Origin of the sequence: Pseudomonas sp. MWU13-2862, assembly GCF_023242495.1 — a bacterium.
Classification (GTDB): Bacteria; Pseudomonadota; Gammaproteobacteria; order Pseudomonadales; family Pseudomonadaceae; genus Aquipseudomonas; species Aquipseudomonas gingeri_D.
The window spans coordinates 138,590-151,372 of the sequence record NZ_JALMEZ010000009.1 but is presented as its reverse complement, the minus strand read 5'-3'; the positions used below and the strand labels follow the sequence as shown (position 1 = coordinate 151,372).

The following is a 12,783-nucleotide window of genomic DNA, read 5'->3' as shown; positions in this document are numbered from 1 at the left end:
CCTCACCCTTAGAACAGCAAGTGCTTGTTCATGGCGAAAAACTCGGCGATCGGTCCCAGGACCAGCGCCGGCAGGAAGGTCAGTGCGCCGACGATAGCGATCGTCGCCAGCCACCAGATGCCGAACATCGGGGTATCGGTACGCAGGGTGCCTATGTTGGGCTGCAGGGTCGGCTTGGCCGCCAGTGAGCCGGCTACCGCCATCAGGAAGATGATCGAGGGGTAGCGACCGATCACGATCACGCAGGCGATGGCGAGGTTGTACCAGGGCGTATTGGCGTTCAGGCCGCCAAAGGCCGAGCCGTTGTTGGCGGCGGCGGAGGTGAAGGCATAGAGCACTTCCGAATAGCCATGCACCCCGGCATTGCCCAGCGCGGCCACGCCGTAGGGCATCACCATCGACCAGGCCGAGGGCGCGAGGATCACCAGCGGGTGAATCAGCATGGCCAGCGAAACCAGGATGATTTCGCGCTTCTCGATCTTCTTGCCGAGAAACTCCGGGGTGCGCCCGACCATCAGGCCGGCGACGAAGATCCCGACCAGGCCGTAGATCAGGAAATTGAGGAAGCCCACGCCCTTACCGCCGAAGACGCATTGCAGCATCATCTGCACCAGGGTCGAGAGACCGCCCAGTGGGGTGAAGCTGTCGTGCATCGAGTTGATCGAGCCGGTGGTGAATGCCGTGGTGTAGGCGGCGTAGAGTCCGCTTTCGGCGATGCCGAAACGCACTTCCTTGCCTTCCATATTGCCGCCGGCCTGCAGGGCGCTGGCATGGGGATCGATACCCAGCTGGCTCAGCAGCGGCGTACCGGCCTGCTCCGGAATCACGCAGAGCAGCAGGAAACCCACCAGCATCAGGGCCATGACGCTATAGATCACCGCGCTCTGGCGATGGTTCTTGATCATATGGCCGAACATCACCACCAGGGCGGCGGGCAGGCTGGCCATCAGCAGGATCAGCACGAAGTTGGTCAGGGCGTTGGGGTTCTGGAACGGGTGCGCGGCGTTGACGTTGAAGAAGCCGCCGCCGTTGGTCCCGAGGTTTTCAATCGCTTCCTGTGCGGCGATCGGGCCCAGGGTCAGGGTTTGGTGGCCGCCTTGCAGGGTATCGGTCACCAGGCTGGCATCCAGGGTCTGCGGCACGCCTTGCCAGATCAGGAACAGGCTCAGCACCAGCACCACGGGCAGCAGCACCCGGGTGATAAAGCGGATCAGGTCGCGGTAGAAGTTGCCCAGATTGGCGCCGCCGTCGGTGACCAGCAAGGCACGGATAAAGGCAATTGCCACCACGAAACCGGTCGCCGCCGAGGTGAACATCGGAAAGGTGATGGCGGCCATCTGGCTGAAGTTGGACAGGGTGCTTTCGCCGCCATAACTCTGCCAGTTGGTGTTGGTGATAAAGCTGATGGCGGTGTTGAACGCCTGCATCGGTTCCATGCCGGCGAAATGCTGCGGGTTGAGCGGCAGGACATTCTGGAAGATCAGCACCAGGTAGATGAGCAGGGCCATCACCAGGTTGGTCGCCAGCATGTGCAGGGTGTAGCTTTTCCAGTTCATCGCCTGGCTGCAGGCCTGTTTGCCGATCAGCCGGTAGAGCAGGTTGTCCAGTGGATCGAGCGCCCGGTCGAGCACGGTTTTCTGATCAGTCACCACCCTGGCCAGATAACGTCCCGCCACCAGGCTCAGTGCCAGGGTGGCGATCAAGGTAATAATGATTTGTAGCCAGAGGTGTGACATTGCGTTAACTCCTGAATCAGCGGACTGTTCTGGCGTGCGCTATTAAACAGAAACAGGCCGTCAGAACTTTTCCGGATTGATAACGGCGTAGAACAGATAGATCACTACGCCAACCACCAGCGCCAGTAATAGATCAATGGCCATGTCGAGTATTCCTTCTTGCCGTGTTTGAGTGGGGGGCAGCGGACGGGGCACGCCCGCTGCGTGACTTGAAATCGGTCGGCGAGCCGTTTCCAGGATCAGTTGCGGCTGTGCCGGTTCGGCAGCACGGGCTTTATATCCGGGGCTTTCGAGGGCGTGATGACGTTGTCGGCAAAGTAGACGACCAGCCCGCATAACAGATAAAAGCCGATGATCGCTGCAAACAGGAGTGCGCTGAGTAACATGATGTTAGTCCTCGATACCTGTAGCGTTAGTGGGCACTTTCAATCGGTCTGGCCGATCTCGGTGGGTACAGTTTCAGTATAAGTATCGGATTATTCGGGTCTGATAAGGCCTGTGTCTTTTTAGGCGTTGGCGCTATCAATTTTCCGTAAAGAAACTTGGCGAATTGATACCTGGGGTCCTAACTGACATCAAGGCTATTAACAACGCATTCAAGGCGGCGCTCATGCTCAAACTGGAACGGCTGGCACAGGGGATTATCGGGCCCGCGCGCGACCCATTGGCCCCCGATACACGCGCCCATACGCTGCTGGTCGGTCTGCTGGCCTGGGCGGGCCTGGGAGCCAGCGGTTTGGCTTCGGTCAGTTATGGCCCGGAAAGAGCTTATCTGGCGCTGGGGGCCCATCCCGAGCTGGGGGTGTTCCTGGCCCTGGCGACGCTGCTGACCGTCTGGGTCCTGTCGCTGGCCTATCGTCAGGTGGTCGAGCTGTTTCCTTCGGGCGGCGGCAACTACAAGATCGTCTCGAAACTGCTGGGCCCCAGGCTCGGCCTGGTGGCCGGTTGCGCCTTGCTGGTCGACTATGTGCTGACCATTGCGGTTTGCCTGTCCAGTGGCACCGATGCGTTGTTCAGCCTGTTGCCGGTTGAGTGGCAGAGCCACAAGCTGGTGGTGGAGGTCGGCCTGGTGCTGCTGCTGATCCTGTTTAATCTGCGCGGCATCGCCGACTCGATCCGCTTGCTGCTGCCCCTGACGCTGGGGTTTGTGTTGGTGCATGTGGGGCTGATCGTCTATGGCGTTGCCTCGAAAGCCGGTGACCTGACGGGCACGCTGGTGCGCAGCTCCGCTGATACCGTGGCCTTGTCCGGGGATATCGGCTGGCCTTTGCTGGTGGCGCTGTTCCTGCGGGCTTATTCCCTGGGGGGCAGTACCTACGCGGGGTCCGAAGCGATTGCCAACAACGTCAACCTGCTGGCCGAGCCCCGGATCAAGACCGGTCGCACCGCCTTGCTCTCGGTGGGCTTTTCCCTGGCATTCATGGCCGGCGGCATGATTCTTCTGTACAGCCTCTGGGGGGCGCAACCGACCTATGGGCAGACCCTGAACGCAGTGGTGTTCAAGGCCGTTATCGAACAACTCGGGATTGCACCGGGTGCCAGTCATGGGCTGCTCCTGCTGACCCTGGCACTGGAAGGTGCGATTGTCTTCGTGGCGGCCAATTCGATCCTGATCTTCGCCCCCTCGCTGCTCGGCCGCATGGCCGCCGACTCCTGGCTGCCGCACCGTTTCTGCAACCTGTCGAACCGCCTGGTCAAGCAGAACGGGGTGGTTTTCGTGGGGGCCTGCGCGCTGCTGATCCTGCTGTTATCAAGGGGATCGCTGGGGCTGCTGGTGGTGCTCTATAGCATCAATGTGTTTCTCAGCCTGGCCCTGGCCAAAGCCGGGCTGTGCCGCCACTGGTGGCAGCATCGCCGCGAAGGGCCTTGGCTCGGACGGATGCTGGTGTCGGTCACGGGCTTTTGCGTGGCCTCGGGCATTCTGCTGGTGACCCTGACGGAAAAGTTCTTCGAAGGCGGTTGGGCGACCCTTTGCCTGACCCTGCTGGTGATCGGCGGCTGCGCCCTGGTCCGGCACCACTACGCCAAGGTGGAAACCCTGCGCCTGCAGATGGATACCGAGTTCACCCTGCCGGCGCAGGTGCTGGCAACCGTCACCCGCATCGAGCCCACGCCAGACGCGCCGACGGCGGTGATCCTGGCCACCGAACATTGGGGCGCGGCGATCCATACCTTGCTTTGGGTGCAGCGTCTGTTCCCGAACCGTTTCGCCAATGTGGTGTTCGTCGGCATCGTCAAGGTGGAGGGGCATGTGTGGGGGCGGATCGACGGTGTGCAACGGCGCAAGACCCGGCTCGACGAGTCCATGGATCAGTTGGAGGCCTTCTGTGCCCAGGCCGGTATCAGCGCGACACGGCGAATCGGCTACGGCACCGACCCGGTCGCCGAGTTGCAGAAGCTGCTTGGTGAGGCGACCCGGCATTACCCGGGCTGCGTCTGTTTCAGCAACAAGCTGATCCTGCAGGACAGCTGGGGTTTCAGCGAGTGGCTGCACAACCAGACGCCCTTGCTGCTGCAGCGCCGACTTCATCTGGATGGCATTCCCCTGGTGATTCTGCCTCTCAGATTGAGTGGGTCCGAACACAAGAGCGTGATGGCTTGAGAATGTGTTTTTATATAATTTGTAAAAATTAGACAATATGTATTGTTCTGGGTATTCTCGTTCCAAGGCCTGATGTCCTGACGCAAGGGCCGTGACTTGAATTGACCTGGGGAAAAATCACATGGCCACACTTCCGGATTTCCGCCTGGAAACCTACTTTTCCAAGTGGGAGTTTTCCGCGCGCTACCATATGACCGCATCCGATGCGCAAAGCCTGACCATCAAGGCGTTGCTGGCGTTGGCCGATGCGCCGGACCGCGAAGCCTTCGAGACCTTGTCCCTGGGCTACACCCAGACATTTGGCGCGCCCGAGTTGCTGGAGGTGATCGCCTCGACCTACGAGCGTCTGGCTCCGGCCGATCTGCTCTGCTTCGCCGGGGCCGAGGAAGGGCTCTATGTGGCCATGCATGCGCTGCTGGATAAAGGCGACCACGCCATTGTGGTAACGCCCAACTACCAGTCCTCGGAAACCATCCCCTTGAGTCTCTGCGAGGTCACGGGCGTGGCCCTGGACCCGGAGCAGGGCTGGACGCTGGATATCGACGCGGTGGCGGCGGCGATCCGCCCCAATACCCGGCTGATCTCCATCAACTTTCCCCATAACCCCACCGGCAAGATCCTTGAACGCGAGCGTTTCGACGCTCTGGTCGACCTGTGCCGCCAGCACGGTATCTACCTGTTCAGCGACGAGGCCTATCGCTTGCTGGGCCTGGGTGAGGGCGGGCAACTGCCGGCGGTGGCCGATGTCTACGAACGTGGTCTGTCCCTGGCGGTGATGTCCAAGCCCTATGGCTTGCCGGGGCTGCGCATCGGCTGGATCGCCTGCCAGGACCGTGGGTTGCTGTCGCGCATGGAGCGCATGAAACATTACCTGTCGATCTGTAACGCCGGCCCGAGTGAAGTGCTGGCACGGATCGCGCTCAAGGCTCGCGAGCCGATACTGGCGCGGATCCACCAGTTGATGCGCCACAACCTCACGCTGCTGGATGGATTCTTCCGCGAGTTTGAAGAGTTGTTCGAGTGGTATCGCCCTGATGGCGGCTGCATTGCCTACCCGCGTTACCTCGGGGCCGAAGGGGTCGAGCGTTTCGCCACCGACTTGGTGGAGCGCACTGGCGTGCTGCTGTTGCCGTCGAGCATCTACGAGTCGGCGCTGGGGCCGGTGCCCCGGGATCGCTTTCGTATCGGTTATGGCCGGGCCCATATGGAGGAGGGGCTGGAGGTGTTTGCCAACTACCTGCGCGGTCGCCGTCCATGAGCCCGATAGCGTTGCCGGTCCATGGCCTGGGGGAGTTGCGCGACGTGCTGCTGCGCAAGGACATGTTGCGGGTGGTGCGTGAGGCCTTTATCCGCCATGCCGAGGGTGAAGTCGTCGCGCCCCGTGGCGGTGAGTTGCTGTTCCAGGATCCGCCGGGGGACTGTCATATCAAGTTTGGCCATTTCTGTGGTGGCGGGGTGTTTGTGGTCAAGGTGGCGATGGGGTTCTATGAGAACGCCGCCAAGGGCCTTGAGACCAATAACGGCCTGATGCTGGTCTTCGATGCGCGGACCGGGGCGACCCTGGCCGTGCTCAATGATGAAGGCTGGCTGACCAGTTGGCGGACCGCTGCCGCCGGCGCGCTGGCGGCCAAGGCCGGTGCGCCGTCGCGGGTCACGGCGCTGGGCATTGTCGGCAGCGGCCATCAGGCCGAGCACCAGGCGCGCTGGACCGCCGAGATGCTGGGGGTCGACCGGGTGTTTATCTGGGGCCGCAGCCCGGACAAAGCCGCGCGGTTGGCGGCCAGTCTCAGCCATCAGGGCCTGATCGCCCAGGCGTTGCCGAGCGTTGAGCTGTTGTTCGAGCGTTGCAACGTGGTGATGACCTGCACGCCTTCAACCGAGGCGCTGGTCCCGGCTTCGGCGGTACGGCCCGGTACCCATATTGTTGCACTGGGAGCCGACAGCCTCGGCAAACAGGAGCTGGACCCGGCGATCCTGGCCCGGGCCCGGGTGATCATGACCGATGATCGGCATCAGTGCGCCGAGCGGGGTGAGTTGGCCCATGCCTTGGCGGCGGGGTTGGTGGAGGCCGGAGCGGATGTTTCGCTGGGCCAGGTGCTGGCGGGCAAGGTCCCGGGGCGCTTCAGCGATGACGATGTGACCGTGGCCGACCTGACGGGACTGGCGGCCCATGACATTGCCATTGCCAGCCTGGCGATCGAGTCGCTGCGCAACGCGGAGCGTTAGGCGCCGGGGGCCTCGCCACCAAGCTCGCTCCTGCAGGGGGCATTGCGTACAATTCCCGCTTATTTTCAATGGCCCGGCTCCCCTATGGTCGATATCGCCTTTATGAACGCCGCCGCCGATGGTTTCGCGGCGCTGCTGTTTCCCGACCTTGAAGCGGTGGTCCACGATGTCCGCAACGGACGGATCACCCACATCGCCAACGGTTTCTCCCGGCGCAAGGTCGGCGATCCCTCGTTGCTCGACGATCTTGCTGAACTGGAGCAGGGCGCGGACGTCATCGGCCCCTATGAAAAGAACGGCGCCAACAATCGCCAGTTGCGTTCCATCAGCATCGCCGCGCGCGCCGACAGCGGCGAGATCGTCGCCCTGCTGTGCCTGAATTTCGATGTCACGGCCCTGTCCCAGGTGCAGAAGCTGCTCAGCGGATTTGCCGCCGGCCTCAAGCCACAACCACGCCCACAAGCCTTGTTCAATGCCGACTGGCGGGAAAAGCTCAACGATATCGTCGAAGCCATCTCGGCCCGCCAATGCGTGCGCCGAAGCGATTTCGGCCGCGCCGAAATCCGCCTGGCACTGATTGAGGCCAAGGCCGGCGGGCTGTTGGATATCCGCAATTTCGTCGATTATTTCGCCGAATACTTCGAGATTTCCCGGGCGACGGTTTACAACTACCTGAAAGCCATTGCCGCCGACGACGGAAACGGATGATCCAGCGGGCGCATTAATGGCATCATGGCGGACTGTCGAGGTGCACGAGCTTGTGCGCTTATCTTTCGAGCCTGGAGAGTTGATGAATGGCTGTGCAGCAAACCCTCACCGTGATCCCGCCGAACGCGTCCCTGAACGGAAAGGTGACGCCGCCCGGTTCGAAGTCGATCACTAACCGGGCCCTGTTGCTCGCCGCCCTGGCCAAGGGCACCAGCCGCCTGTCCGGTGCGTTGAAAAGCGATGACACCCGCCATATGTCCACCGCCCTGCGGCAGATGGGCGTGCAGATCGACGAGCCGGACGAGACCACCTTCGTGGTCACCGGCAACGGCAAGCTGCACGTGCCGGAGCAACCCCTGTTCCTCGGTAATGCCGGGACCGCGGTGCGCTTCCTGACTGCGGCAGTGGCTACGGTGAATGGCCGAGTGGTGTTGGATGGCGACCACTATATGCGCAAGCGTCCGATCGGCCCATTGCTCGAGGCCCTGCAGCGCGGCGGCCTGGACGTAGCCAGCGAGACCGGTTGCCCGCCGGTGATCGTGAACGGTCGTGGCGGCGTGCAGGCCAAGCGTTTCGAGATCGATGGCGGCTTGTCCAGCCAGTACGTATCGGCCTTGCTGATGCTGGCGGCCTGTGGCGAGGCCCCGATCGAAGTGGCACTGACCGGCAAGGACATCGGTGCCCGTGGTTACGTCGACCTGACCATCGCCTGCATGCAGGCCTTCGGTGCCCAGGTCGAAGTGCTGGACGAGACTCTCTGGCGCGTTGCCGCCACCGGCTACCAGGCCTGTGACTACCGGATTGAGCCGGACGCTTCGGCGGCCACCTACCTGTGGGCGGCGCAAGCCCTGACCGACGGCCATATCGACCTGGGCGTGGCCGGCGAAGACTTCACCCAGCCGGACGCCAGGGCGCTGGAGGTGATCCAGCAGTTCCCGCACATGCCTGCCGTGATCAACGGTTCCCAGATGCAGGACGCGATTCCGACCCTGGCGGTACTGGCGGCGTTCAATAAAACCCCGGTGCGTTTCGTCGAGCTGGCGAACCTGCGGGTCAAGGAATGCGACCGGGTCCAGGCGCTGTTCGATGGCCTCAACGGCATTCGCCCGGGCCTGGCGAGCGTGGAAGGTGACGACCTGCTGGTCGCCGCCGATCCGGCCCTGGCCGGCACCACCTGCGATGCCCTGATCGACACCCACTCCGACCATCGCATCGCCATGTGCTTCGCCCTGGCCGGCCTGAAAGTCGCCGGTATCCGTATCCAGGATCCCGATTGCGTGGCCAAGACCTACCCGGATTACTGGAAGGCCCTGGCATCGCTGGGCGTACAGTACGCCTGACCGATTCGATCAGGCCTGGACCAGCGCCAGGCCCAGATCGTTGATATCGACGGCGACCTGCTGGTAATCGGCCAGCACCCGGTGCGGGGTTTCCATCGGGTGGGCGTGGGTGGCACTGATCACCACCACCCGCGCCTCAGCCGCTTCTCCAGCGGTAATACCCGCCGGGGCATCTTCAAACACCAGGCAATCTTGTGGGCGAACGCCCAGGCGCCGTGCTGCCAGCAGGTAGCAGTCGGGCGCCGGCTTGCCGTGGGCGATATCTTCGGCAGTGATCACCAGGGATGGAAAGTCCAGGCCGGCAGCGGCCATCCGGCGTTCGGCCAGGGCGCGCGGTGCCGAAGTGACAATGGCCCAGCGCTCCGGTGGCAAGCTGGCGAGAAAGGCTTTTGCGCCCTCGATGGCGATCACGCCTTCGACGTCGTCGATTTCGGCCTGTGTGATTACTGCAGCTTCACGCTCGGGATCGATGCCCGGGAGGTTCTGGCGGCGTACGGTCTCGATACTGCGCACACCGTGAATGGTCTGCAGAAAGGCTTCTACATCAAGGCCGTGGCGCGCTGCCCATCGGGCCCAGACGCGCTCGGCGCTGGCGATGGAATTGAGCAGGGTTCCATCCATATCGAATAGAAACGCCGCGAATCGCTGACCTTCAACCATCTCCGTTCTCCACTGTCAGCCCTTGTCGCAGGGCAAAGGCAGCATGCTAGCACGGGCTTTTCGTTTGTTTTTACCGGTGCGCGGAGCAGGTCAACGGCTTGTTCAAGCGTCCTGGCCGTTGCCAGCAGGTTCGGTTGGCCATGTGATGCCAGGCAGTGCCTCGAACTGGGGGCGGGCGAACAGGTAGCCCTGGAAGAGTTCGACGCCAAGGCGGCGGAGCTGGAGATATTCTTCTTTGCTTTCGACGCCCTCGGCAATCACCTGCATGTCGAGAGATCGACACATGCTCAGCACGCTTTCGACGATGATCAGCCTGACTCGGTCATCATGGATATTTCGGATGAGCTCCATGTCGAGCTTGATGATGTCGGGTTGAAACTCGGCGAGAAAACAGAGCCCGGAATAACCTGCACCAAAGTCATCGATGGCGGTCTTGAAGCCTTGTTTTCTATATTCCAGCATGATTTGCCTAATATGCTGTTTATCAACCAGATACTCGTTTTCGGTGACTTCGAAGATAATTCGACTCGTCGGGAAATTGAAGCGCCTTGCCGCTTCCAGCGTGGCACGGATGCAGGCCGCCGGCTGGTACACCGCATTGGGTAGGAAGTTGATACTGAGATAGCAAGGTATTACGAGTCGAGCGGCCAATTCGACTGCTTTTACCCGGCAAGCCTGGTCGAATGCATAACGATTGCTTTCAGAAACCTGGCTCAAAATACTTTGGGCGCCACTTCCGTCAAGTCCGCGGACCAAGGCTTCGTAGGCAAATACCTGGTGTGTGCGGACGTCCACGATTGGCTGGAATGCCATGCTGAAATCGAACTCGAGAGCGGTGCCCTCTTTACAAGCAAGACAGCTTGCGGATGAACCATGGGTCGTGTTCATAGCGATTCACTCGTGCTAATGCCTGAAATATTTTCGGGTTCCCAGAGCATAGTCCTTTTCCGTCCTGTTCAAGGCGAGCGGATGATGGCGCTTTGATTTCATCTCGGTGTGGGTGGACGTATCTGTACGGCTGTGAGTTTTTGTATAGGAATTTATTGAATAAGTTGTTCATTCTGTGTCGGTTTTTGGCGGTTATCGTTTTTTGATCGCTTATGCCGGGGAGGTAAGCGCTGTTCTCTTGGGCTCGGCATCGAGCCGATGCACAGCGTTGCATTTGAGTCGTCCTGCTCGAAAAATCAAGCTCTACAGGTTGTTTCCGGCTGTGATGCAAGATTTTTCTGTCGCGCTGCCTACCACTCTGACTCGCAAATATCTCGACAGGAGTCGAATTGATGCCGGTCGGGCAAAACCTTTACAATTATTATTTTCTGTATAGTATTTCGAGTGTTCTCCTGAAGTTTTTCGGAGTCTACGAGGTGTTGGAGCATGCGAATCCTGCTGATGGCGCTTTGTTGCTTCTTGCTGGGCAGTTGCGGCAACGTCGAAGTCGATCACTACGCCGCCGAACGTCCCTCGCTTGATCTGGTGCGCTTCTTTTCGCAACCGGTGGAGGCCTGGGGGATCTTCCAGAAACGTTCGGGGGAGGTGGTCAAGAGATTCCATGTGCAGATCGCCAGTCGTCGCGAAGGTGAGCAGCTGATTCTCGACGAACATTTCCTCTATAGCGACGGCAGCCGCCAGCAGCGGATCTGGACCCTGACCCCAGGGGTCTCCGGGCACTGGACCGGCCGTGCCGCCGATGTGGTCGGCGAGGCGCGTGGTGAAGTAGCGGGCAATGCCCTGCGCTGGCGCTATCAGATGAACCTGCCGGTGGACGGTTCGACCTGGGAGGTGAGCCTCGACGACTGGATGTACCTGATGGATGAGGACACCTTGATCAATCGTTCGAGCATGAGCAAGCTCGGCGTCGAACTGGGTCAGGTGACCCTGTTTTTCCGCCGGCAGCCGGTGGTGTCGCAATGAACCTTCAGACTTTGAGCGAATGGGCCGCCGAAGGGCGTGTCCAGGAACTGGAGCTGCTATCGCTGGAGGGCGGCTTCTACCTGCTGCGAGCTCGACTGGAGCAGGGCATGCGTACCTTGCTGGACGCGCGCGGTGAAGTGCTGCGGCTGCGTTCCATGAGTCATGTGCGTGAGTTGTTGCGCGAGTTGCCGTCGCTACCCTGTGTGCTGGTGCAACACGTCGTCCACGACGAGATGTGCGGTATGCGTGATGGTCCCATCGAGCCCCTGCGCCTGCCATTTTCTCTGACCTCACCCTGGTGACGGCCGCTGTCCGACGGCGTGTAAGCAGCATGCCGGTACGGGCTTTTCGAATATTTTTCAGCGGGTCGTGGAATAACTCGGCGTGGTGCGCGTCGGACTAGGGCAAGCCACTTTGTACTGGCGCAATGGCCGACAAGGCCGGGCGATCACCCGAATCCCGAGCGAGACGAATTCCCATGAAATTTGCGAAAGTACCTTCCCTGTTGGCGGCCGTTTCCCTGGCCTGCATGACCCTGGCGATGGCCGGCAGCGCAACGGCGGCCCCGGCTCCGGCAGCGGCCCCCGTGCACAATATCGTTCTGGTCCACGGCGCCTTTGTGAATGGCGCGGGCTGGAAGCCGGTCTACGACATCCTGGTCAAGGACGGTTACCACGTCTCGGTGGCGCAGCATCCGCTGACCGCTTTCAGCGATGACGTGACGGCGGTCAAGCGGATCCTGGCGATGCAGGACGGCCCGACCATTCTCGTCGGCCACAGCTACGGCGGCGCGGTGATTTCCGATGCCGGTACCGATGACCATGTGGTGGGTCTGGTCTATATCGCCGCCCATGCCCTGGATATCGGTGAAACCGAAGCCGCCAACGGCAAGCTTTATCCGAACGCGACCAAGGCCGTGAAGAAAACCCCGGATGGGTTCCTCTACCTGGATCCGGCGTTCTATCCTGCTGATTTCGCTGGCGACCTGCCCAAGGCCCAGGCTGAATTCGAAGCCAATGCGCAGTCCCTGACTTCCGCCTCGGTGTTTACCACCGCCGCCACCTCGGCCGCCTGGAAAACCAAGCCGAGCTGGTACGCCGTGGCGAAGTCCGACCGCATCATCAACCCGGACCTGGAGCGCATGTACGCCAAGCGCGCCAACAGCCACACCATTGAAATCGCTGGCGCCAGCCATGCGGTCTACGAGTCCCACCCCAAGGAAGTGGCGGCGCTGATCGAGCAGGCGGCGAAACACGCGCTGGATGCCAAATAGTCGCAGTCGACAGCCACAAGGTGGAGGGGGCGGCAGGCTAGGCCTACACTGAAACTGACAGCCCGGATGGTCCGGGCTGCTGATGCGAGGTGCGTATGGATACTCAACCTGCTTCCCCGTTCACGGCGTTTGCGTACCCGCGTGTCCAGGCCATGCCCTGGCGCAAGGTGCCGATCCCGGATGAGGATCAAGAACCGCTCAGTGAGACCCCCGGCAACGAAGACGATCACCAGGTGCCGCAAACCTGGAAACACCCCGACGATGGCAAAAGCCTTTCTGAGCTTGATGAAGAACTGCCGCTCAAACCTTGAGACACACAGCCCGGTG

General features: G+C 61.3%; 13 protein-coding genes. 9 read left to right on the top strand and 4 right to left on the bottom strand.

Translation table 11 applies throughout. The features are described from left to right. Positions 1-8: 8 nt before the first annotated feature. Together kdpA and M5C56_RS17725 are read right to left on the bottom strand one after the other, a co-directional pair. Positions 9-1,736 (bottom strand): potassium-transporting ATPase subunit KdpA, encoded by a 1,728-nt coding sequence (gene kdpA / locus M5C56_RS17730; RefSeq protein WP_103494628.1) that lies wholly within the window; start codon positions 1,734-1,736, stop codon positions 9-11. A gap of 239 nt (positions 1,737-1,975) precedes the next feature. Further along, on the bottom strand, positions 1,976-2,122 hold the full coding sequence (locus M5C56_RS17725; RefSeq protein ID WP_164886179.1) for a hypothetical protein: 147 nt from the start codon (positions 2,120-2,122) through the stop codon (positions 1,976-1,978). A gap of 224 nt (positions 2,123-2,346) precedes the next feature. On the opposite strand from M5C56_RS17725, the gene M5C56_RS17720 reads away from it, so the two are divergent. The 5 genes from M5C56_RS17720 to M5C56_RS17700 all read left to right on the top strand — a co-directional run bounded on the left by M5C56_RS17720 (position 2,347) and on the right by M5C56_RS17700 (position 8,612). Further along, positions 2,347-4,338, top strand: a complete 1,992-nt coding sequence (locus M5C56_RS17720) for an amino acid permease (RefSeq protein ID WP_103494630.1) — start codon at positions 2,347-2,349, stop codon at positions 4,336-4,338. A gap of 121 nt (positions 4,339-4,459) precedes the next feature. Next, the gene (locus tag M5C56_RS17715) at positions 4,460-5,596 is read left to right on the top strand and encodes an aminotransferase class I/II-fold pyridoxal phosphate-dependent enzyme (RefSeq protein ID WP_103494631.1); all 1,137 of its coding nucleotides are present in this window, start codon (positions 4,460-4,462) and stop codon (positions 5,594-5,596) included. After that, positions 5,593-6,564 (top strand): ornithine cyclodeaminase, encoded by a 972-nt coding sequence (locus M5C56_RS17710; RefSeq protein ID WP_103494632.1) that lies wholly within the window; start codon positions 5,593-5,595, stop codon positions 6,562-6,564. The genes M5C56_RS17715 and M5C56_RS17710 overlap by 4 nt, the downstream gene beginning before the upstream one ends. A gap of 84 nt (positions 6,565-6,648) precedes the next feature. Then, positions 6,649-7,272, top strand: coding sequence for a PAS domain-containing protein (locus tag M5C56_RS17705; RefSeq protein ID WP_103494633.1), 624 nt, complete (start codon positions 6,649-6,651; stop codon positions 7,270-7,272). An 86-nt stretch (positions 7,273-7,358) separates the two neighbouring features. Further along, positions 7,359-8,612, top strand: coding sequence for a 3-phosphoshikimate 1-carboxyvinyltransferase (locus M5C56_RS17700; RefSeq protein ID WP_103494634.1), 1,254 nt, complete (start codon positions 7,359-7,361; stop codon positions 8,610-8,612). Between the two features lie 9 nt (positions 8,613-8,621). Here the strand turns inward: M5C56_RS17700 and M5C56_RS17695 are convergent, their stop codons facing one another. Both M5C56_RS17695 and M5C56_RS17690 read right to left on the bottom strand, forming a co-directional pair. Then, positions 8,622-9,272 (bottom strand): HAD family hydrolase, encoded by a 651-nt coding sequence (locus M5C56_RS17695; RefSeq protein WP_103494635.1) that lies wholly within the window; start codon positions 9,270-9,272, stop codon positions 8,622-8,624. A 102-nt stretch (positions 9,273-9,374) separates the two neighbouring features. Continuing rightward, positions 9,375-10,160, bottom strand: coding sequence for an EAL domain-containing protein (locus M5C56_RS17690; protein ID WP_103494636.1), 786 nt, complete (start codon positions 10,158-10,160; stop codon positions 9,375-9,377). Positions 10,161-10,646: 486 nt separating this feature from the next. Here M5C56_RS17690 and M5C56_RS17685 point away from each other — a divergent pair, with 486 nt between their 5' ends. The 4 genes from M5C56_RS17685 to M5C56_RS17670 all read left to right on the top strand — a co-directional run bounded on the left by M5C56_RS17685 (position 10,647) and on the right by M5C56_RS17670 (position 12,767). Continuing rightward, on the top strand, positions 10,647-11,183 hold the full coding sequence (locus M5C56_RS17685; RefSeq protein ID WP_103494637.1) for a DUF3833 domain-containing protein: 537 nt from the start codon (positions 10,647-10,649) through the stop codon (positions 11,181-11,183). Next, positions 11,180-11,485 carry a DUF6482 family protein gene (locus tag M5C56_RS17680; protein ID WP_103494638.1) on the top strand — a complete coding sequence of 102 codons (306 nt, stop codon included), beginning with the start codon at positions 11,180-11,182 and terminating at the stop codon, positions 11,483-11,485. Before M5C56_RS17685 ends, M5C56_RS17680 begins: the two co-directional genes overlap by 4 nt. Before the next feature lie 176 nt (positions 11,486-11,661). Beyond that, positions 11,662-12,456: an alpha/beta hydrolase gene (locus tag M5C56_RS17675; RefSeq protein WP_103494639.1), complete on the top strand. Its 795-nt coding sequence runs from the start codon at positions 11,662-11,664 to the stop codon at positions 12,454-12,456. 95 nt (positions 12,457-12,551) lie between these two features. Continuing rightward, positions 12,552-12,767, top strand: a complete 216-nt coding sequence (locus tag M5C56_RS17670) for a hypothetical protein (RefSeq protein WP_103494640.1) — start codon at positions 12,552-12,554, stop codon at positions 12,765-12,767. The last annotated feature ends 16 nt before the right edge of the window (positions 12,768-12,783 follow it).